The 21957-nt window shown below is 60.3% G+C and carries 18 protein-coding genes; 9 read left to right on the top strand and 9 right to left on the bottom strand.

Translation table 11 applies throughout. From position 1 onward, the window contains the following. Positions 1 to 42 precede the first annotated feature (42 nt). From AB4O22_RS10625 to AB4O22_RS10605, 5 genes are all read right to left on the bottom strand, one after another. Positions 43 to 825 carry an ABC transporter substrate-binding protein gene (locus tag AB4O22_RS10625; RefSeq protein ID WP_003202106.1) on the bottom strand — a complete coding sequence of 261 codons (783 nt, stop codon included), beginning with the start codon at positions 823 to 825 and terminating at the stop codon, positions 43 to 45. A gap of 144 nt (positions 826 to 969) precedes the next feature. Continuing rightward, entirely contained in the window at positions 970 to 1320 is a 351-nt protein-coding gene (locus AB4O22_RS10620) for a RidA family protein (protein ID WP_003202108.1), read from the bottom strand. Beyond that, complete coding sequence (locus AB4O22_RS10615) at positions 1317 to 2690, bottom strand: FAD/NAD(P)-dependent oxidoreductase (protein WP_460096280.1); 1374 nt, start codon at positions 2688 to 2690, stop codon at positions 1317 to 1319. Before AB4O22_RS10615 ends, AB4O22_RS10620 begins: the two co-directional genes overlap by 4 nt. Further along, the gene (locus AB4O22_RS10610; RefSeq protein WP_003202113.1) at positions 2683 to 3012 is read right to left on the bottom strand and encodes a (2Fe-2S)-binding protein; all 330 of its coding nucleotides are present in this window, start codon (positions 3010 to 3012) and stop codon (positions 2683 to 2685) included. The genes AB4O22_RS10615 and AB4O22_RS10610 overlap by 8 nt, the downstream gene beginning before the upstream one ends. Further along, positions 3002 to 4126: an NAD(P)/FAD-dependent oxidoreductase gene (locus AB4O22_RS10605; RefSeq protein ID WP_431093225.1), complete on the bottom strand. Its 1125-nt coding sequence runs from the start codon at positions 4124 to 4126 to the stop codon at positions 3002 to 3004. The genes AB4O22_RS10610 and AB4O22_RS10605 overlap by 11 nt, the downstream gene beginning before the upstream one ends. A 157-nt stretch (positions 4127 to 4283) precedes the next feature. Between AB4O22_RS10605 and AB4O22_RS10600 the strand changes: the two genes are divergently transcribed. The 3 genes from AB4O22_RS10600 to AB4O22_RS10590 all read left to right on the top strand — a co-directional run bounded on the left by AB4O22_RS10600 (position 4284) and on the right by AB4O22_RS10590 (position 7360). Next, positions 4284 to 5189, top strand: a complete 906-nt coding sequence (locus AB4O22_RS10600; RefSeq protein ID WP_460096279.1) for a LysR substrate-binding domain-containing protein — start codon at positions 4284 to 4286, stop codon at positions 5187 to 5189. Positions 5190 to 5327: 138 nt separating this feature from the next. Then, entirely contained in the window at positions 5328 to 6413 is a 1086-nt protein-coding gene (locus tag AB4O22_RS10595; RefSeq protein WP_460096278.1) for a Rieske 2Fe-2S domain-containing protein, read from the top strand. After that, entirely contained in the window at positions 6410 to 7360 is a 951-nt protein-coding gene (locus tag AB4O22_RS10590; RefSeq protein ID WP_223472227.1) for a PDR/VanB family oxidoreductase, read from the top strand. The genes AB4O22_RS10595 and AB4O22_RS10590 overlap by 4 nt, the downstream gene beginning before the upstream one ends. A gap of 150 nt (positions 7361 to 7510) precedes the next feature. On the opposite strand, the gene AB4O22_RS10585 is transcribed toward AB4O22_RS10590, so the two are convergent. Further along, positions 7511 to 8224, bottom strand: coding sequence for a GntR family transcriptional regulator (locus tag AB4O22_RS10585; RefSeq protein WP_003202123.1), 714 nt, complete (start codon positions 8222 to 8224; stop codon positions 7511 to 7513). A gap of 100 nt (positions 8225 to 8324) precedes the next feature. Further along, positions 8325 to 9356, bottom strand: a complete 1032-nt coding sequence (locus tag AB4O22_RS10580) for an Ldh family oxidoreductase (protein WP_460096277.1) — start codon at positions 9354 to 9356, stop codon at positions 8325 to 8327. Positions 9357 to 9589: 233 nt separating this feature from the next. Here AB4O22_RS10580 and AB4O22_RS10575 point away from each other — a divergent pair, with 233 nt between their 5' ends. The 3 genes from AB4O22_RS10575 (at position 9590) to AB4O22_RS10565 (ending at position 15580) form a co-directional block, all read left to right on the top strand. Beyond that, positions 9590 to 10255 (top strand): hypothetical protein, encoded by a 666-nt coding sequence (locus AB4O22_RS10575; RefSeq protein WP_460158246.1) that lies wholly within the window; start codon positions 9590 to 9592, stop codon positions 10253 to 10255. Further along, on the top strand, positions 10252 to 14421 hold the full coding sequence (locus tag AB4O22_RS10570) for a dermonecrotic toxin domain-containing protein (protein ID WP_460158245.1): 4170 nt from the start codon (positions 10252 to 10254) through the stop codon (positions 14419 to 14421). Before AB4O22_RS10575 ends, AB4O22_RS10570 begins: the two co-directional genes overlap by 4 nt. Before the next feature lie 157 nt (positions 14422 to 14578). Next, a complete protein-coding gene (locus AB4O22_RS10565) occupies positions 14579 to 15580 on the top strand; it encodes a FecR family protein (RefSeq protein WP_223472225.1) in 1002 nt (333 codons plus the stop codon). A 434-nt stretch (positions 15581 to 16014) separates the two neighbouring features. Here the strand turns inward: AB4O22_RS10565 and pvdQ are convergent, their stop codons facing one another. Beyond that, on the bottom strand, positions 16015 to 18363 hold the full coding sequence (gene pvdQ, locus AB4O22_RS10560; RefSeq protein ID WP_460096275.1) for a bifunctional acylase PvdQ: 2349 nt from the start codon (positions 18361 to 18363) through the stop codon (positions 16015 to 16017). Between the two features lie 295 nt (positions 18364 to 18658). Between pvdQ and AB4O22_RS10555 the strand changes: the two genes are divergently transcribed. Further along, on the top strand, positions 18659 to 19039 hold the full coding sequence (locus tag AB4O22_RS10555; RefSeq protein WP_003202132.1) for a hypothetical protein: 381 nt from the start codon (positions 18659 to 18661) through the stop codon (positions 19037 to 19039). A gap of 9 nt (positions 19040 to 19048) precedes the next feature. Here AB4O22_RS10555 and AB4O22_RS10550 read toward each other — a convergent pair whose 3' ends face one another. Next, positions 19049 to 19237, bottom strand: coding sequence for a hypothetical protein (locus AB4O22_RS10550; RefSeq protein ID WP_223472223.1), 189 nt, complete (start codon positions 19235 to 19237; stop codon positions 19049 to 19051). Between the two features lie 330 nt (positions 19238 to 19567). Between AB4O22_RS10550 and AB4O22_RS10545 the strand changes: the two genes are divergently transcribed. Both AB4O22_RS10545 and AB4O22_RS10540 read left to right on the top strand, forming a co-directional pair. After that, positions 19568 to 20803, top strand: a complete 1236-nt coding sequence (locus tag AB4O22_RS10545; RefSeq protein WP_013693429.1) for an MFS transporter — start codon at positions 19568 to 19570, stop codon at positions 20801 to 20803. Positions 20804 to 20828: 25 nt separating this feature from the next. Continuing rightward, complete coding sequence (locus AB4O22_RS10540; protein WP_043042917.1) at positions 20829 to 21956, top strand: LuxE/PaaK family acyltransferase; 1128 nt, start codon at positions 20829 to 20831, stop codon at positions 21954 to 21956. Position 21957 lies beyond the last annotated feature (1 nt).

Raw genomic sequence — 21957 nt, 5'->3', positions numbered from 1 at the left:
GTACAACAGCAAGCCCGCGAGACAAAACCCACGGGCCGAGGATTATTCGCCGTAGATATCGAAGTCAAAGTACTTCTGGCGAATCCGGTCGTAAGTGCCGTTGGCGCGAATGGTCGCCAGCGCCTGATTGAAGCGGCTCGCCAGCGTATCGTTCTTGCGTACCGCAATGCCGATGCCCGTGCCGAAGTATTGTTCCTCGGTGAAATTGGGACCGACAAACTCGAAATCCTTGCCCTCTGGACGCTTGAGCAGGCTCTCGTCGATCACTACCGAACTGGCCATGGTCGCGTCCAGGCGCCCGCCCAGCAGGTCGAGGAATATTTCGTTTTGCGAACCATAGCGCACTACCTCGGCGCCCGCCGGGGCAAAGCGATCAGTGACATAGCGATCGAAGTTGGTCGCCCGCTGCACCCCGATCCGCTTTCCTTTGAGTTGTGCCGGAATATCGTTGATGCCACTGCCCTTGCGAAACACCAGGCGCGCCGGGATGCGGTAGTAGCGATCGGTGAAGTCCACCGACTTCAACCGCTCGGGGGTGATGGACATGGAGGAAATCACCGCGTCGACCTTCTTCACCTTGAGCGCTGGAATCAAACCGTCGAATTCCTGTTCCTGCCAGACACAACGGACCTTCATCTCGGCGCAAAGTGCCTGGCCGATGTCGTAGTCGAAACCGACGATGGCGTTGTCCGGGGTTTTCGAGGCAAAAGGCGGATAAGCCGCCTCAATGCCGATGCGCAACGATGACTCGGCGGCTTGCAGGCTCGTACCGAAAGCCAGCAGCGAGACGAGGCCCAGTTTCAAGGCGATGCGTTTAACGTTCATTCATTTGCTCCAGATGCGATGTTATTGATTTCGGACGCTCCACAGAAGTCGTCCGTTATGGCAGCAGCAATGTGAACAAGCCCGAGCGGTTACTCTGGTGGTCGCCTGCCCGGTGACAGCACAACGGTGATCCGGCCGACGGCCTCAGACCGCCGCCGTGACAATCAGCTCCAGCAAAATTTCCGGGTCGTCGAATGCCACCTGGGCCGTGGCCCGCGCTGGCGTCTGCGAGACATCGACCCACTCGCTCCACAGCGCGTTCATCGCGGCGAAATCCCGGCCCATGTCCTTCATCCAGATCTGCACACTGAGCAGCCTGTGCTTGTCGCTGCCAGACGCGGCCAGCAGCTCATCGATCCGCTGCAGCACCTGACGGGTCTGGCCCTGGATGTCCTGACTGCAATCGGTGGCCACGACGCCGCTGAGCCAGGCCACGCCGTTGTGCACGACACTGCGGCTCAGGCGTGGGTTGCTTTCGATGCGTTGAATACTCATGAAGGTTCCTCGACGAAAAGACGCTCGCCGGCCAATTGGGCGAGCGTGATGGGTTTGAGGGGCGAACGGATGCGGTAATAGCCCACCTCGGCTGGTGGCACGTGGCGGCGTTCGGCGATGATTTCAGTGACGCTCAGACCGCATTGGCGCCCCTGGCACGGGCCCATGCCGCAACGGCCGAAGGCCTTGGTCTGGTTGGGACCCAGGCAACCCAGGTCGACGTAACGGCGAATGTCGCCAGCACTGACCTCTTCGCAGCGGCACACCGTGACGTCATCAGCAGGGATGCGATTCTGGGACCGGGGGCGATACAGGGTGTCGAGCAGAGGCCGTGCGGCGCGGGCGCGGCGTAACAGCCGCTGCAGAGCGCGCGCGTGCGCCGGCTGGCCGGCGATGGCCAACGCGACCAGGCGCCCCTCCAATTGCGCCACCTGGGCCCCGCCGATGGCGCCACCGTCACCGGCGATAAAAATGCCCGGCACACTGCTTTCACCCCATTGATTGCGGCGCGTAATCCAGCACAGTTGCTGTTCATTCCAGTCATGCTCCAGACGCAACGACCAACTGACCTGGGTGTTCGGCACCACGCCTTGATGCAACAGAATCAAATCGGCGCGAATGCGCTGCGAGCGGCCTTGACTGTCGAAGCTCAAGGCGCAGGCCCGATCCGTGCCGTCAACCTGCAGGTTGCAAGCACCGCGAAAATGCTGGATGCCGGCACGCTTGAGCTCCGTCAGCAGCCCCAGTCCTTTGAGCAGGTCGCGCCAGCCGCGCAGCGCACTGGGCACTTGCCGCCAGGCCCGCAGCAGATCGCTTCGATGGCTCGTATCCACCAGGGCTTCAAGCGCGATCCCGGCGCGCAGGTATTGCACCGCCAGCAAGTAGAGCAATGGACCACACCCGGCCAGCACCACTGGAGTGGCCGGCACCATGGCAGCGCTCTTGAGCAGGATCTGCCCGGCCCCTGCGGTCATGACGCCCGGCAAGGTCCAACCGGGAATCGGCATCGGCCGTTCGAAGGCCCCCGTGGCAATCAACAGATGGCGCCCTTGCAAGACTTCGGCACGCCCCTCGAACAGGTAGTGCACCTGACGCTGCGGCGTCACCTGCCAGATGGCTGCGTTGGGCAGATAGCGGGCACCGCATTCCAAAAAGTCGGCGGCCAATTTCGCCCCGGCCACGTAGTCGTCACCCAACACGGCGCGTAGGCGCGCGTCAGCCTGGAGCACCTGGCGATAAATCTGCCCACCCGGGCTGGCCTGTTCATCCAGCACGACGACCGACAGGCCGTGGGCCCTGGCTTCGAGCGCAGCGCTCATTCCCGCCGGACCCGCGCCGATGATGATCAGGTCGATGACTGCATTACTCATCGCCGCCCTCCTGCCACGGTGCAAGGCAAGCGGCTCCGCGTTGGCGACGCACGCGCATGCCGGAGCGCACCGGCACCAGGCAAGCCTGGGCATTGGCTTGTCCGTCCACCTCGACCAGGCATTCGAAGCACGCGCCCATCATGCAATAAGGGGCACCGGGGCGACCGTTGATCGCGCTTTCGCGGGTGTGGCGAATGCCACAGGCCAACAGCGCCGCCGCCAGGGATACCTCGGCAGGTACCGTGAGCAGTCTGCCTTCGAATTCGATATGCACGGTGTGATCTTCCGAAGCCAGTGGCCGGAACAGACTGTCAGCCGACATGGCGCACCTCTGTTTGCAGGTTGAAACGGTGCAGCCCGAATGGCTTCACCGCCGGGTCATCGAATTCGCCGGCGATCCAGGGCGCCAGGCGCAAGGCGTGGGCGGCGGCCAGCGTCACACCACTGTGGCAACTGACAATCGACAGCCCCGGGCAGCCCTGGGGCATTTCGTAGATCGGAAAGCCATCGGCGCTCATCACCCGCAACGCCCCCCAGGCCCGCACCAGTCGTACCTGGCCCAACCGCGGAAAACACTGCACCGCGCGCCGGGCAATAGCCGCCATGACCTGGCTGCCGGTGCCGTCATCGAAGCCCGTTGACTCGTGGGAATCACCCAGTTGCAGCGTGCCCTCGTCGGTCTGGCGGACATACGTAGTGGGGTACTGCAGAAATGGCTCAAGCCGCTCGGTGACCAGAATCTGCCCACGGTTCGGCTGCACCGGCACGTCCAACCCTACCCTGGCCCCCAGCGTCCGATTGCCGAGGCCAGCGGCCAGGACCACCTGGCGGGCAGCCCAGCGCTGCTCTCCTGCCCGCAGTTCGAAGCCCCTGGTGCCCGTGTCGATAGCCTCGACGTGATGACCGTTGATGAGCTTGACCCCGCGAGCCTGGCAGGCGGCGTAGAGCGAGCGCAGCAGCTTGAGCGGGTTGACGTGGCCGTCCATGGGCGAAAAACAGCCGCCCACTACATCAGGCCCAATGCCGGGCAAGCGGGCGCGCAGTTGCGTGGCGTCCAGCAGTTCAAAGGGGTAGTCGCCAGCAAAGGCGTCACGCAGCCAACCCAGCCGATGACTTTCCTCGGCCATTTCCACGTCGCTCAGGCACAACTGGAAGCCACCCTGTTGGCGCAGGTGGACGTCGATGCCGGTATCGGCTTGCAACGCCGCAGCGAATCGAGGCCAGAGCGCCACCGATTCCCGCGTCCATTGCGCATAAGGGCTCATCCGGTAGCCCTTGCCCTGGACCCAAAGCAACCCAAAGTTGCCCCGGGCAGCGCGGATGGCGTCGTCGCCTTCGTCGAGCACGCTCACCTGGCGCCCGAGCAAGGCCAGCCCAAAGGCGATGGACATCCCCACCAGGCCACCTCCTACGACAATGACATCAGTTTTTTGCATGGCTTTCTTATCGCTGTTTTCGGCGCTTCTCATTCAATCAAGAGCCGGCCCATGGCTGGATTAAGTGGTTGCGCTCGATCCTAGGGCCATGACAACGCCTTGAAAAATGCTTTATTTTGGCAACCTCATGTCTTTTTGTTATGGATTGGATTGGCCTATGAACCTCCGTCAGTTGGAAGCCTTTCGCGCCGTGATCCTGGGTCAGACCGTGACCCGGGCCGCCGAAATGCTGCACATCTCGCAGCCGGCGGCGACACGGCTGATCGCCAGCCTGGAAGAGGACATCGGCTTCAGCCTGTTCGACCGGGTCAAGGGGCGACTGCAACCCACTGCCGAGGCCATGACCCTGTATCAGGAAGTGCAGCGTTCGTTGTTGGGCGTGGAGCGCATTGCGCGTACCGCCCAGGACATCCGCACGCTCAAGCGCGGTTCACTGCACATTGCCTGCGCACCGGCCATGGGTTTGTCGTTCGTGCCCCGGGCAATTGCCGCGTTCATGGCCGAACACGATCAAGTGCAGATATCGCTGGTGGTGCATTCGTCCCGGGAAGTCGTGGACCTGGTGGTGGGCCAGCGCTGCGACCTGGGCCTGATCGTGCTGCCCAATACGTACCCCAGCCCTCGCGCGGAAAAATTGCTGGCCACGCGCATGCTCTGCGCCCTTCCCGCCGGCCATCGCTTGCAGAACCAGGCGACGATCCGCCCGGAAGACTTGCAGGGCGAACCGTTCATTTCCTACCCGCAGTCGATTGCCTCGCGCCAGCACATCGATGCGATCTTCGCCGCCCATGGTGTGGACCGCGAACTGCGCCTGGAAACCCAACTCTCGCTGCCCATGTGCGCGTTTGTGGAACAGGCCCTGGGCGTGGCACTTGTGGATGCCATCAGTGCCGTCGAGTACCGCGGCCAGGGCATCGTCTTCCGGGCCTTCGAACCGGCGATAGAAATGGACTTCAGCATGCTCCTGCCCATCCAGGGGCCGGTTTCCAGGCTGCAAGCCAGCTTTCTGGAGCACATGCAGCGGTTCATCGAAGCGCAGGTGCCGGCGGCCTATCGGTTCTGATTTGACCGCCAATCGCCCACTAATGGATCCACTGATCAGATAAATCGGCTATTTGTCCAGCAATACCGTTGACAATGAAATTAGTTAAGAGAGTTAATGGATCCACAGACAAAAACAACATCCGCCTGGAGATCCCTCATGTACCCCAAAAATGCCTGGTACGTTGCCTGCACCCCCGATGAAATCGCCGACAAACCCCTGGGTCGCCAGATCTGTGGTGAGAAGATGGTTTTTTACCGGGGGCATGAAGGCAAGGTCGCGGCGGTGGAAGACTTCTGCCCCCATCGCGGCGCCCCGCTCTCCTTGGGTTATGTCGAAAACGGCAACCTGGTGTGCGGCTATCACGGCTTGGTGATGGGCTGCGACGGCAAGACTGTCGAGATGCCGGGGCAACGGGTACGAGGCTTCCCCTGCAACAAGACCTTTGCGGTACAGGAACGGCATGGGTTCATCTGGGTCTGGCCCGGTGACCAGGCGCTGGCCGACCCGGCGCTGATCCATCATCTGGAATGGGCCGAAAGCGATGAATGGGCCTACGGTGGCGGCCTGTTCCATATCCAGTGCGACTATCGCCTGATGATCGACAACCTGATGGACCTGACCCACGAAACCTACGTCCACGCCTCGAGCATCGGCCAGAAGGAAATCGACGAGGCGCCGCCGGTGACCACGGTCGACGGCGATGAAGTGGTCACCGCCCGGCACATGGAAAACATCATGGCCCCGCCATTCTGGCGCATGGCCTTGCGCGGCAACAACCTGGCCGATGACGTGCCGGTGGATCGCTGGCAGATCTGCCGTTTCACCCCGCCCAGCCATGTGCTGATCGAAGTCGGCGTGGCCCATGCCGGCAACGGCGGTTATCACGCCGCGCCGCAATTCAAGGCGTCGAGCATCGTGGTGGATTTCATCACACCCGAAACCGAGACGTCGATCTGGTACTTCTGGGGCATGGCCCGGCACTTCCAACCACAGGATGAAGCACTTACCGCGTCCATTCGCGAAGGCCAAGGCAAGATTTTCAGCGAAGACCTGGAAATGCTCGAACGCCAACAGCGCAACCTGCTGGACCATCCGCAACGCAACCTGCTCAAGCTCAACATCGACGCGGGCGGCGTACAGTCTCGCCGGGTACTGGAGCGCTGGATTGCACGGGAACGGGAAGCACAGGCCGGGTTGATCGCCAGCAGCCATCAACCACAGCTGGCGGAGCAACGGTCATGATCGAAGTCCAGGTCGCGGCGCGACACAACGAAGCCCTCGATATCTGCAGCTACGAATTGACGCGTGTCGATGGTGAGCCGCTGCCGGCCTTCACCGCCGGCGCCCATATCGATGTGCACTTGCCCGGCGGGCTGATTCGCCAGTACTCGCTGTGCAACCACCCCGAGGAGCGGCATCGCTATCTCATCGGCGTGCTCAAGGACCCGACATCCCGCGGTGGTTCGCGCAGCCTGCATGAGCTGATCCAACCAGGTATGCGCTTGCACATCAGCGAGCCGCGCAACCTGTTCGCTCTCGCCCCGCAAGCCCGCCGCAGCCTGCTGTTTGCCGGCGGCATCGGCATTACGCCGATCCTGTGCATGGCCGAGCACCTGGCCCAGAGCGGTGCAGCGTTCGAGCTGCATTACTGCGCCCGCGCCCGCGACCGCGCGGCCTTTGTCGAGCGCCTGCGCCAGTCTCCTTATGCCGACCGGGTCTTCCTGCATTTCGATGAAGAACCTGAAACCCTGCTGGACGCCGCCAGGGTGCTGGCCGCGCCCGGTGACGACGTGCACCTCTACGTCTGCGGCCCTGGCGGATTCATGCAACACGTCCTCGACACCGCCAAGAACCAGGGCTGGCAGGAAGCCTGCCTGCACCGCGAATACTTCGCCGCCGCCCCTACCGACACCCGCGCCGATGGCAGCTTTTCGGTCAAACTGGCCCGCAGCGGCCAAGTGTTCGACGTGCCGACGGACCGCAGTGTGGTGCAGGTGTTGGAAAGCCATGGCATCGAGATTCCGATCTCGTGCGAACAAGGTGTCTGTGGCACCTGCCTGACGCGTGTACTGGAAGGTGTGCCGGAGCATCGGGACATGTTCCTGACCGAGGCTGAACAGGCCAGCAACGACCAGTTCACGCCGTGTTGCTCCAGGTCCAAGACACCCGTCTTAGTACTGGACCTCTAACACCGGACATTGTGGGAGCGAGCCTGCTCGCGATGGCGTCGGTTCTGCAGCATTGATGGTGACTGACAAACCCGCTATCGCGAGCAAGCTCGCTCCCACAGGGGGATTTGTGGTGAATGGCAATCCAGCTGTTACCTGCAACCGGGCGGGTTACTCCGAGCGCAGAATCACCGTCATCCGCTCGTCAGCCAGCGTCGAGCCGAACACTTCGGCGTAGCGCAGGGTCGCGTTGGCATGCTCGCGCATGATTGCCTCGGCGCGGCCGCTCTGGCGGTTGATCAGGGCGTCGAACACCGAGTGGTGTTGCATATGGGCATAGTTGAAGCGGCGAAATTCGCCGGCCATGTTCTGGCGATCCACCGCCAGGGCGGTGACTGAGGCGAATGGCAAATGATCGTTGCGGGCCAGGGCATCGGCAATCGCCGGGTTGTGGCTGCCTTCGACGATCACTTGGTGAAAACGCATGTTGAGGTCGTGATAGACCTCCAGGTCGTCCTCGGTCACATAGCCCTTGGCGAACAGTTCATCGCCCTGCACCAGGCATTGCTCGAGTATCGCGCGGGCTTCTTCAGACAAGCCGTGCTCGGCTGTCTGCCGTGCCGCCAGGCCTTCCAGCACACCACGCACCTCCACCGCCCCGGCGATCTGCTCGGCACTGACCGAACGCACCTGGAAACCTCGTCCGCCGAAGCGCACCAGCAACCCTTCCTGCTCCAGGGTTCGGAACGCCATGCGCACCGGCATGCGCGAAACGCCGAACAGCTCGGCCGTAGGTATTTCCATCAAGCGCTCGCCAGCGGCCAACTCGCCCGAGGCGATCATCTTGCGCAGCGCAACCAGCACCGTTTGGCCGGGCTTACTCATCCAGGCGATTCCACAGAAAAGAAGCCGTCATAGTAGAAGGCTTGGCGCAGCGTGTCACGGCAAGGCGGTGGCAGCCAGGCTGGCCGCCACAGCGGGTTGTTCAAATCCCTGCCAACTCGCGCAATTGCGCCAGGGTCTGCTCGCCCAGGCTAATCCCATGCTCATTGGATTTGCTGCGTTCGCGATGGCGACGGTCTCCCGGTAAGCGCCGCAACCCAACGCCATGCATCTGCCTGACCAACTCCTGGCTGCGCTCGGCGAAGTTTTGCCCGGCGGTCTTGCTCGGGTCGATCACGATCAACAACTGTCCGGTCCACGGGGTCTTGGCGCCCGGGTGGTCGTGCCAGTCGAATTCGAAGGAAAAATTGCCGCCAGTCAGGGCTGCCGCCAGCAATTCGACCATCATCGACAGCGCCGAGCCCTTGTGCCCACCAAAAGGCAGGAGCGCGCCACCTTCGAGAATCGCCTTGGGGTCGCGGGTCGGCTGGCCAAGGCTGTCCACGCCCATTCCTGGCGGCAACAACTCGCCCTTGCGTGCAGCAATCTGTACGTCGCCGTGGGCAATGGCGCTGGTGGCGAGGTCGAAGACAATCGGCTCACCGTCAGCCCGTGGTGCGGCGAAGGCAATGGGATTGGTGCCGAACAATGGGCGGTCCGCGCCATGGGGCACCACACACGTCATGCTGTTGACCACACTCAACGCCACCAGGCCTTCATAGGCGAACGGCTCGACATCCGGCCAGAGGGCGGCAAAGTGATGGGAGTTGCGAATGGCCAGGATGGCAATGCCGGCGCTGCGGGCCTTCGCCACCAGCAATGGACGCGCTGCGGCCAGGGCGGGCTGGGCAAACCCGTTGCCGGCGTCCACGGCGACAAACCCTGACGCGACGTCCTCGACCACTGGCACGGCCTTGCCGTTGACCCAACCGCTGTCGAGTGTCGAGACATAACCGGGAATGCGAAATACCCCATGGCTGTGGGCACCGTCGCGCTCGGCCCCGGCGCAGTTTTCAGCCAGGCACCGAGCGACTTCGGTCGACGTGCCATGACGCAGGAAAATTTTCTCCAGCAAGCTCACCAGAGCATCGAAAGACAAGGTGCAAGAAGCGGCATGATCGGATGGCGCAGACATCTGAAGCTCCAGAATGATTGTTGGAGGTAGCAACAGCGTAAAGGGACCCGCCGGGTGATTAAACACCGTTTCAGGCGCGCACTGTCAATCCTTGTCCGCGGCATTTGCCCGGCCTGGCAGGTCGAAACCAGCTTGCGGTAACTATGTACCACCTTTGCTCATTCATCGTTGCCTAGTCTGGCGGCTTCCTCCATGTTCGCGCCGCTCTGAGGCGCCCTGATCGAGAAGCAACGATGCTCACTGAAACCACGCCACTTTTATTTCCCGAGGTATTGCACCCCCATCGCCTGGACGAATTGACCGCCACCCACGGTCTGACGCAGGCAGACCTCGACTGGTTGCAGCACATCGCCCTGCCCGACCACACCCAGCGCGCAGCGCAGACACCCCCGATGTTCGCCGAAACCATTCTGTTGCAAGCCGATGAAAAACCGCCCATTGCACTGGCCGGCTGCTTTGTCCTCAGCACCTCGTCGAACAGCGCCGAAACCAGCACCCACCCGGTGTTCCTCTACACGCCAAGAGGTGGCATAAAAAAGTTCGACAACCTGGCCTCCCTCGAAGAACAGATTGACCACATGCGCCGGGACACCGCGCAACGCGACGACCTGTTCCGCCTCTTGTCGATTTCCCAGCGCAGCGAACTGAACAGCACCACCAACATCAGGCTGACCCGGCAACTCATCGAAGAGGATGTTTTCAAGACCCAGCTCGAATCCATCGAGTACGCCCAGAGCCTCAACGCCCTGGCCATGGTGAATGAACTGATCAAGTTGCCCTCCTTGAGATCAATGCTTGACCAGATCTTGAACGAGGCGCTGCCGGACCTGGATCATCGACAGATCCGCGTGGCCTTCGGCAAGGGGCTCGCCCGGGAAATCCAAGGGCCATCCAGGTGACCGAAAGCATCCCACTGAGCGATGCCATCCTGGGCTATTTCCATCATCAGGGCTGGCCTGTCGGGCATGACATCGATCTGACTCATCCGGGGACACTTGCATCGTCCTACAGCCCGCAGCAATGGGAAAACATCATAAAGGACGTTGCCAGGAAACTGATTCCGACGCTCATCGGCTGCCTCGATGCCTTTTGGGAGAACACGACGACTCACTTCTATATGTCTCGACGCAAACTGCTTTCCCAAGTCATCCACGATGGACTCTGGGCAACCATCCTGGTCGAGCGGGAAAAAAGACAACTGACGGAGGAACAAAGTCGTGAGCTGCTCCGGCTGTTCAGACCTTCCCGTCGAGACGAGACACTGCTGTTCATCGAAACGATTCGCCTCTGGGAATATGAGCCGCACTTCGTAGAACTTGCAGGCTCCATGATGATCAGCGCCAAAGGCAACTATCTCTACACGCCCATGCATGGTCTTCAGAAAATAGACAACCATCTCGGTTTCAAGGCTGCGCTGTTCGGTAACCCCGCAAGCACCGCACAAAAGGAAGCGCTCTATAGCCTGCTGAGCCTGGAAGAGCGCAACCGTTTCCTGCGGTTTGACGAGCCACAGCTTTCGGGCAAGCCACTGGACTTGCCAGTGGCCGAATCCCTGGCGAATACCATCATCGAAAAACAGAAGAATAATCTTCATTACGCACTGGAAATGTCTCGCCAGGGCGATGTCGATATCCACCCGCTCATCGACAAGGCGTTGGATATACGCACCTTCATCAACAAAAGCCTGTTGGACCAGCCTACTGCCGGACACTGGGGCACTCATCCCGCTTTTCATGGAAGTCTGCGCCCGTCCAACTTCATGGCTGATCAGATGCAAAGAAAGGTCAAGAGTTACACCGATGTCGAAGCGGCTTTCGATAACCTCTTTACCCGGTTGCCGACCTCCCACAACGTTTCGCTGCGCAATGGGCTCAAGCAATTACTGGCTGAACTGACCAATGTTTTTTCCTTGGGGATACGTGCCGAGGCCGAACTCAGGGAACTTAACGCGAGCCTGCCGTCGATTGCTAATGACCTGATCAGAGCGGTTTTTGCCTACGATTCAGAATACCCGGACCGCGCACAACGGATAGGCGTCAGGGGCTTTCGGCCGGATGTCTATTCATTGACGCTGGCTTGTAGCGAAGATGGTCGAACGGTTTATCTACCCCTTGCCAACTGCTTTTTATTAACTGAACGCGGAGGCCTCGACACCCCCTATTCGGGCATGGCAATCCTCTGGACGCCCGCCGATGGCTTGCAGGCGTTTTCGTCTGTTGAAGTTGCCACCCAGCAATTGAATCGACACCTGCTCGACTCCCGGAAACGCTTTGGTTTGCTCGCTAATCTCACGCCGGCACAACGCCAACCTCATGGGCATTATCAACTCCAGGCGTATGAGCTGATCGAGGGCAACGTGCTGGTGAATCGGATGAATTCGTTCATCAAACACTTTGAGGCCGAGCATGCTTATCTGAGCACCTTGAAGGCCGGGAGCTGGCAACTGACCGGCAAGGCACTGTCGAGAAGCCTTCAGGCATTGCTGAACAAAGGCGCGCCCACCAACCTCGAGCGCGCCTCACACATTGCCCAGGCCAACAAGCAGCAACAGCAACTCCCCGCCTGGCTCGGTACAGCGGCACTTGACGATCAACGCCTGCACGTCGAGTTGCTTGAGCAATATAAAAACAGCGTGGTCGATGGCAAGGACTATCTGGACGGTATCGAGCCGCTGCGCACCTATGTGCGTAATAAACTGAAAGCGCTGCTGAGCGCACGCTTCGCCGCAAACAACCTTGACCCCGACACCATCCAGATCACACCGAACCTTGCCATCGTCGGGCCGGCCAGTTCGCTAACCGACTTCGCCATGCATCACATCGAAGTGACCCGGGAAGGATTCAAGGTTTCTTCAACGTCCACGCAGAAACTGCCGGACGGCCTGAACGAGATCACCGTCCGGCAGATGCTGTCTTCGTTGGATATCTCCACCGACTTTAAAAATCAGGTGGCGCAGAAACTGTCCGGCACCACTGCGCAGGCCCGGCAAAGGAAAGCGGCCTTCCGCCAACAAATGCCCTGGCAGTTGCTGCAATACGCTCACGCACGCTATCTGCAACAACACCTTTCCCCCCTGGCCTTTGATTTGATCCGTCAGGTGGTGGACATGCCCGATGCCGTCGCTCGCAAAGCCGTTGACGGCGCCAACGCGTTTATTCGCCCGCTGGAGTTGATCAAGACCGACGGTGCCGTACCGGTCAAAGTGCAGGGGCTCTACTTGATCGGTTCGAGCGTCGATGCGACAAGTCCTCAAGTCCTGTATTCGCCCTACCATGAGGGGGATCACCTCACCGAATTCAAGGATGAAAAGAGCGTCATTGCCGCATTCAATACGCCAGGGATACTTCAGGACCTGCTGATTCGCCGGCTTCCCGAGCACCAGCAGTCCACATTCAAGCACCTGTTCGCCGCCACGCTCGGGCAGCGATCGGAAATCACCCTGGCCTCGAACCCTATCCAGACCAACCTGCTCGACACATTGTTCGACGACAACGCAGCATTGTTATCGGACATGCTGACCGCACAAACCAATGAAAATCGACAGTTTGACTGGGGAACGGTCCTGCACCTGCTCAGCTCCGGCATCAAGTTGGTCGGGGGACAGTTGTCGGGCAAACTGACTTTTATCGAAACGCTTTGGGAAAGCTACCAGGACTTCAAGGCTTCAGCCGAAGCCTTGCAGCAACATGACTGGAGAACAGGCCTGCACGACTTTATCGCTGGCGCCGCGGAGATGGTGTCGCTGGGCCTGATGAACCGCGAAGACACATTCGGCCTGCTCGATCCCGTTGAACCTCTCTCCCAAGGCGCTACGTTGGCCTATCGCTGGAAGGACATCGCTTCCACCGCCCAGATCCGAACCGACTTGAGGGTTTTCGAGGCCATGGGCATCAGCCTGTCGGACCTGCAACTGGACCTGATCGACGGAACCTACAAGGCACTGGAAAACGGCAGGCTGTACATCCCCCTCGCCGGCAAAGTCTTCCAAGTAGCGAAAGCCGGCCAAACCTGGCGAATCGTGCATGAGCACGCAGAGGGGCCGTTATTGAGAAAGTCGCCTGACGGCCGGACATGGGCACTCGATCCACAACGCCAGACCATCCGCTTCGGTAAAGCCGGCTCGAAGATGGCCGTCACCTACAGCGACTTCAAGGCCAAGGGTTCACTGAATATCGAAGCAAGGGGCATGGCTGAGATACGCAGGAAATATCCGTATCGTGCAAATGCAATTATGCAGGCACTGGAGACCGCGAGGTTCTATTCATTCAACGCCCTTCACAACTTTGATCAATTCAAGCGACAACCACTTGTGGGCTCTCGGCTGGATAATTTCCTGAGATTGTTTTTTGGGGTCAACAGCGTCGATGCCCGTCTTATCGGCAAGATAGAGGCGGCGATCTCGCCTATATGCCGGGCGTTGGCCGATCCATCCTGGGCGCTCCAGAATGCCGACCGCATCGTGATCGGCAACCTCAAGCACCTGGAAGATCGAGCAACCGCCTTCGTACTCGAGCCGGCAGCCGTCGGAAGAATCTATATCACGCAGTTTTTTTTCGACATGGGCTTGGACTGGTACAAGGCCGTCGTACCCGAGTTCTTCAATGTCGATGCACATGCCCAGGGAGCGACCTTCATTCACGAAATTTCCCATCAGTTGTTCAATACGTTCGACATCATCTACCTGGACGCCGCACTGCCATTTCTCGATTTGATTTCAACAGTGACTTACGCCGGAAAGTTGCAATACGACAAGCAAAAGGACCTGCAACTCAACGGGCTTTCATTGACCACGCCAAAGTCAAAACTGTTCACGCAATGGGACAGCACGGATAACACCTACAAGAAGCTGGAGCTGTTGCCTGGATACCGGCAAACCACCCGGGAAATCCTGAAGATAACCGGCGCCAGAACCATGGATAACGCGCGTGATGATTTTCTCGATCCGATTTTGCCGGACAAGCGCATCGACGTCATACTTCGCAACGCCGACTCGCTCACGCTCTTGATTTGTGAATTGGGACGCCAACTCGACTCCACTCCATCACGGCAAATTGCCGTGCCGTGAAGGGTTTGAGTGGTTGATCTTTTTTTCACGCAATGTATGCGACGGTAGGCCACGACGAATGTTTGAGAAAAAAAGGCTCATTGATGCGTAAACGCCATGACGGCTGTTCTCGGCAGCTCATGCCGAAGGTTAGAATGCGGCAAACCAGGAAGAGTCAATGACCGAACATCCCCTCTCGGAAGCCGAATACGACGCCATTACCGATGCCGCGGCCCATTGGTGCATGCGTTTGCATGCCGTCGATTGCACCGATGCCGAACGGCAGGCGTTCAAGCAATGGCACGATGCCGATCCCCTGCATGCTTTCGAATACGAAGCCATGCTGGAGATCTGGGCTGTTGCCGATCATCTGCCGCGCGTCGAGTCGGCGCCAGCCGCCCCAGCACGCCGCAGCCGGTCGCGCTGGAGTCGGTTGGCGGTCGCCGCTGCGGTGTTCGTAGTCGGCATGCCGCTGGCCGTTTACACCGGTTGGAACCTGGGCTGGGTTGCCAATTCCTACCAGCGCTTCGAAGCCGGCGCAAGCGTACGCCATGTCACCCTGGGTGACGGCAGCCAGGTCGAACTCAACCTGGGCAGTGAGCTGGTATTTGCCAACTACAAAAACGAACGCAGGGTGACGCTGAAAAAGGGTGAGGCGTTTTTTGACGTCAGCCACGACAAACAGCACCCGTTTGTCGTTCGGGCCGGCCAAGGCCAGGTGCGCGTGACCGGTACTCGCTTCAACGTATGGATGTACCAGGACCAGGTCCGGATCACGCTACTGGAGGGCTCGGTGAGGGTGACCAGCAACCAGGCGAACCCCCGTGACGGCCTGCCGCTTTCCCCGGGCATGCAGGCAAGCTACAAGGCCGGCGACCAGCAACCGCAAGTTCGTGAGACAGACCCCAACGACAGTTCGCTGGCGTGGCGCAACGGCAAGCTGGTGTTGGATAACCTCGCCCTGAGCGATGCACTGCCGCTGATCAACCGCTACCTCGACCGGCCCGTCATGCTGGCCGACAACAGCACCGGTGGCTTGCGTATCGGTGGTGTCTACAACATCAGCGAAGTGCAGAACCTGGTGCCTTCGCTGCCCAAAGTCCTGCCGGTCTATCTGACCCGGAACAAGGACGGCAACCCGGTCCTCAACTCCATCGGGCAACGACCGGCCACGAACTGAAAGCTTTTCTCTGTGGGAGCAAAGCTTGCTCGCGATAGCAGAGGGACAGTTTGCCTCGATGTTGAATGTGCCGCCGTCATCGCGAGCAGGCTCGCTCCCACAATTTGGATCAGTGCCAGCCTGCGATTTCCCGGCCAACACAAATCCCCTGTGGGAGCAAAGCTTGCTCGCGATAGCAGAGGGACAGCTTGCCTCGATGTTGAATCTGCCGCCGTCATCGCGAGCAAGCTTTGCTCCCACAGTTTGGATCGGTGCCAGCCTGCGATTTCCCGGCCAACGCAAATCCCCTGTGGGAGCAAGCTTTGCTCCCACAATTTTGATCGGTGCCAGCCTGCGATTTCCCGGCCAACACAAATCCCCTGTGGGAGCAAAGCTTGCTCGCGAAGGCGGTGGATCAGTCTACATCCAGTTTGAATGTGACCGCACACAAGCGGCTATTGCGTCGCCACCCTGCCCGTCTCATCACGCTCGCGGATAATCAGCGCCTGATAGTGCGGATCGGCCTTGATCTGCTGTTCAGTGAATGGCAGCACACTCCACTGCTTCTGCGAAAAGGCCTGGGTCTGGTCCGTCGAATACGGCGATGCCGGGTCGCTGGAGAGGGAGAATGCCAACAATCCCAGGGCCTGCGGACCTTTGCCGTCAAACGTCACCACTTGCAGATAGCTGGTCCCGCTGACCACTTCCCGCTTGCCGTTCGCCCCGGGCACACTCTGGATCGCGTTGTAGATGCCCAGCTCCCCGGGACCGCCGTGAATCGGTGTCTGGCGGCTGCCGCTGCTGGCCACCTGGACGTCTTGCCATTGGCTGTTCTTCGACAACCCGGCAGCCTTCACCGCCTCCACCGAAGCCAGCATGGCATCGCGCACGGCCTTGAGTACTGCCGGCCGCTCGACCGCCAGGCCACGCGGGGTGTGTTGCGGATCTCTGGGATCGAAGGCGACGCGCCATGAATCAGGCACCGCCTGCAACCGGTCCATGATGTGCTGGAAATGCACGAACCCCAGGCCGCTATTCAGGCCGGCCTTGCGATCCCAGGCCTCGAGGCTGGCACAAGCCTCGACCAATGCCGAAGCATCGGCCCCCAGGTCACCGGCGCACACGCCGAGCAGGTCCGGCATCACCTGGTCAGCCAGGTAAACCTGGTCGTCCATGACCATGCGCTGCAAATCCTCCACCTTCACCGGCCCGTCCTTGGCCAACTGGCCCATCCGGTCCAGCGCAAAACGCGCCCGCAGTCCCAGCGGCTGACCTTGCTGGCTGATCAACGGGGAGTAACCGGACAGCGGCTGCGCAGGGTTGACCATCCAGGCCGAATCGTTGGAGTTCTGCACATAATCACGGCGCAGCAACTGCGGAAGCCTGTCGGCGGCATAGGTGCCTTTTTGCACCGCTTTGGAATCGATGCCCCAGGCACACTCGCTGCGAGAGCCATCCAGCACGATCAGTCGCAACCCGGCCCGGGGATCGCTGCACCGGGCCAGTTTGTCGGCGTCGACGTTCGGCACCACCGACACGTTCATGTAAAGGCTTTGCCCCTGGTCGTCCACCGCCAGGGTATTGACCCAGGGAATGCCCTGGATCTTATGGACGGCGTCCTGCAGATCCTTGAGCGTGACCGCCTTGTTCATGGCGTACCACTGGGCCAGCACGCGATCGTTTTCCAGGTTCGCGTCCCGCAGGCTGTAGGCGAACCGGTTATCCCAGTCCAGCCGGCCAGGCCATTGCACGATCGGGCCGAACTGTGAGCCATAGACCACTCGGGAGACCGTCTGCACCTGGCCGTCAGGTTGCTTGACGTCTACCACGACCGTTTGCTGGCTCATCGGCACAGACTTGCCGTCGAGCAGATAGCGGGTCGGGTCCTTCGGATCGAGTTGCAGGCGGTACAGGGTGAAGTGTTTCGAGCTGTCGACGGTGTGGGTCCAGGCCAGGTGCTGGCTGAAACCGATGTTGATCATCGGCAGACCTGGCAGCGCCGCGCCCATGACGTCCAGCTTGCCGGGAATGGTCAGGTGCATCTGGTAGAAACGCATGCCGCCTACCCACGGAAAATGCGGGTTCGCCAGCAACATCCCACGACCATTGAACGAGCGCTCGCTGCCGATGGCCAACGCATTGCTGCCGCGCTCCAGGGCAAAACGCTGCTGCCGGGTTGCGGCGGCCGCGAAACCGGTGACCGGGGTGCCCGCGAGTGCGGTCGCCTGGGGCGGTTGCGCGCCGGCCAGGGCCTCGGCGAACTGGCCGACGCCCCCTTCCACCAACAGCCGGCGGGTCAACTTGACCAGGTCCAGCGCCGTGATCGGCCGTACCCATTCGCTGGTACATTGTTCGGGCAGGCCTTTGGCCTTGCGTTCGACCAGCGCACGGTTGTAACCCGCCACGTAGCCTTCGACCAGTTGTTGCACCTGGGGCGTCTGGGCCTGCCAGAAACCGGAAACCGCTTGTGGCGTGTTGAGCCAACTGAAGAACAGATCGCTGACGCGGTTCTCCCGCTGCTCGAGCGTGACCTGCTCCGGCCCGAAATAGCGCGAGCGCTGGGCGTTGACCGTGACGATCTCATTGGCCAGCAGGCACAGGTTGTCCTGGGCGTAGGCGTAGCCGATGCCATAACCCAGCCCACGTTCATCCTGCGCCCGGATATGCGGTACGCCAAAACGGGTGCGACGGATCTCGGCACTGGCCTGCTGCCCATCGTCCTGCGCATTGACCACGGGGCTGAGCCCGAGGGCGATCCCCAGAAAAGCGCCTGCGAGGCCAACCCTCGATAACTGCCCGGACATTCTCACGTTCACTCCTGATGAAAACTTCAGAAACCAGGACGGCTACCGGTGCGACAGAAGACAAACACTCGGCCCGCCTGGGAAATCACATGCCGCGTGCTGAACCGGAATGTGCCTACCTTGAAAACGAACCGGATGAAAAAAATTAATGGCTGGCGGCCTTTTGAAAGCGAGGGTTTGACACAGCAAGGGCATTTTTTTCACATCACGGCCCTCATGATTGTGCGTCCTCGTTCGTCCTATTACAGGAGAGTATCCGTGACCTTTTCTGATCAGGCTGGTAAGGAGTTTTTGCATGCGTAACGCGCAACTGCCCATGGAGGGCAAGCCAAGGGCGACCGGCGTCTCGCTGAACGCCCCCCACCGTGTATTCGACAGGCCGGCGGAACGAGGCGGCAATGACCACATCAGGCGCTTGCTCAAGAGCTTCGGGCTCAGGACCAGCCTGATTCGTCTCAAAGTCATCGACGCGCTGCTCAAGGCCGCCCACGAAAACCGCAGCCTGGGCGTGCGCGGGGTGCACAGCCAGTTGTTGGGGCTGGACATTCCATTGTCCTTTCTCAGCGTGCGCGAGGTGTTGAAGCGCCTGTGCAGCGAGGGCGTCGTCACCCTCAATCCGGATAAAAGCTACTGCCTGCACCCCAGTGCGATGGCCGTGCTCCAGGCCGAGGATTGAAGCCGTCGCTCAGGACTTGACCTTGCGCCGCATCATGCCGTTGATCACCACCACGATGACCGCCACGGCAATGGCGATGTATTGAAACAGCTGCTCGCTGATCATGCCCTTGCCCTGCATCCACGACAGTCCAAGCATGATTGCCAGGACGACGAGGACGATCAGAATCGAGTATTTCAAACGTTGCGAATGAGTCATTTGCCAGCTTCCTGAAGTGATTCCCCTCTGCATCGCATTTGCATCTCGGCACTGCTTCACCTTTTTCGTTGCGCGATGCAAGCAGGACCCTATGGTACAGCCCTCGCGCATTTTCGCGCGACTGTAGTCGTAGGCATTGATGACCTGCTTTCATCGGGCACCGGATTATTAAGCAGCCGCCGTAAATACCTTCTGAAGGATTCATCCTACAAAAAAAGTTCCGTTTTCCCTCGCTCATACAGGGGAAGTCGCCTTACGACCGTGGACGTCACCAACGTAATCTCGAAAAAGAAGTGATTTCTTCTTTCCGAAAGCCAGCGTTGGAAACCCATGCAAAATCAGCCGATCATTTTTTCGTCCACTCGCCTGGCAGGCTTCTGCCTGGCAATCGCCGTTTTTGAACTCCTTACCTATATGGCCAGCGACCTGGTCATGCCCGCCATGCTCATGGTGACCCGGGATCTGGATGCATCCGCCGATCAAATTCCCTACGCATTCAACTTGTACCTGTTGGGCGGCATCCTGTTGCCATGGCTGATCGGCCCGCTGTCGGATCGCCATGGACGGCGCCCATTCATGCTGGTCGGGTGCGCCGGATTCGTGCTGGCTTGCGCGGCGATCACCCAGGTCACCAGCATGCAAGGTTTCAATGGGCTGCGCTTGATCCAGGGGATGGGGTTGGGTTTTGTGATCGCGGTCAGCTATCCGGCCATTCAAGAGGTCTTTTGCGAGTCTACTGCGGTGAAAGTCATGGCGTTGTTGGGCAACCTGGCCCTTCTCTCGCCCCTTTTGGGACCGTTGGCTGGGGGGATGCTGCTGCAATGGCTGTCCTGGCGTGAGCTGTTCATGTTGCTGACCGGCCTCGGGATATTGAGCTGGCTAGCCTTGTGGTGGTTCATGCCGAGAAATAGCGACGCGGCTCGACTCCCCGATAACACTCCGACTACCCAACCACTCGACATGCGTTCGCTGGTCCGGCGATACGGCGCGCTACTGGGCCATGTGGGGTTCATGTCGGCCAGCGTCGCGCTAGGGTTGATGAGCCTGCCGCTGATTGCCTGGATCGGCCTGTCTCCGCTGCTGTTGATCCAGGGCCAGGGCCTTTCTCCATTGCTCTACGGTATCTGGCAGATTCCGGTTTTCTCGGCAGTCATCCTCGGCAATCTGCTGCTCAACGCCCTGGTGGAGCGAGTCGGCGTGCGTCGGGTGGTCGGCTACAGCCTGCTGCCCTTCTGTACCGGCCTGATCGCTTTGGTCGTTGCCAGTCAATTCGATCTATCGCTTGCCGTACTGGTCAGTGCCCTGTCGCTGTACGCGATCGGGCTCGGCATGGGCAACGCCGCGCTTTACCGACTGGCGCTGTTCACCAGCGACGACAGTAAAGGGCTGGTCTCGGCCATGGTCGGAATGATTTCGATCGCGGTGATGAGCGCGGCGAGCTCGCTGCTGGCGCTGCTGGGCGCCGGGGCGAGCCTGGAATCCTTCGCGTTGATGGTCGGCATCGCCGGCCTCGGTTGCTTGATTGCATTGCGCCTGTTTTCGGCACAACCCGCCGCTCACGTCTGAATTTGCCTGCCCTGAGGACTACCTGATGACTCACTTTCCCCATGCCGATGCGCTGTGCGCATTGCCCCAGCCCTATGGCTACGATTCGGTGCCGCCGGGACTGTTCGATAAAGCCATGGCTGAAATCAGCCGGTTTCATTGTCAGCACACGCCCGGTTATGAACATTGGCTCAACGCCAACGGGTTATGCGTCAATGACTTGGAGCATCTGACTGACTGGGCGCGACTGCCGCCCATCTACGCCAGCTATTTCAAGCAGAGATTGCTGCTCAGCCCTACCGCTGAAAACGCACTCGAACTCACCTCCTCCGGCACCAGCGGCCAGAAAAGTCGTATGCGCTATGACGAGCGCAGCATGATGGCGGCCCAAGGCATGGTGGCGAAAATCTTCGAACACTACGGCTGGTCCACGCCTGATTCGCCCTGCAATTATCTTCTCTTCAGCCACGAGCCCGAAGCGGCCAACCAACTCGGCACGGCATACACCGATCAATTCCTGTGTCGCTTCGCGCCGGCCAATCGCGTTGCCTACGCCTTGCGTCGCACCGGAAAAGGTCATGAATTCGATGTGTTCGGCGTGATCAGCGCCCTGCAATCCTTCGCCGAAGAAGGCCTGCCGGTGCGGATCTTCGGTTTTCCGGCATTGTTATGGCACGTACTTGAACGCATGCAGCAAACCGCTGTACAGGACCTGAAGCTTGCCCAAGGATCACTCGTCTTCCTGGGGGGCGGTTGGAAGAAGCAGGCTGCCCAGGAAATCCCTCGCCATCAGGTCTACGCACGCATCACCCGGCAGTTGGGCATCGAGGCCCATCGGTGCCGCGACGGCTACGGCGCGGTCGAGCACGCGGTGCCTTACATCGAATGTGAACAGCATCGGTTCCACGTACCGGTCTACTCGAAAATCTTCGTGCGCCACCCCAAGGACTTCAGTGTCCAGCCGCTGGGCGAGCCAGGGTTGCTGTCGTTCGTCTCGCCCTACATCTCATCCAGTCCGGCGCACGCCGTGGTGATGAGCGACCTGGCGACGCTGCATCCGGCCGATTGCGAGTGCGGCCTGCCAACCGAGTGGTTCGAATTGCACGGGCGCGCCGGCACCAGTGCCAGCCGAAGCTGCGCCATGGCCGCCGCCGAATTGATCAAGGAAAACTGAT

It is taken from the genome of Pseudomonas sp. S3_B11 (assembly GCF_054667715.1).
Note: the sequence above shows the minus strand (reverse complement) of the source record. Positions and strands in the feature narration are given on the sequence as shown.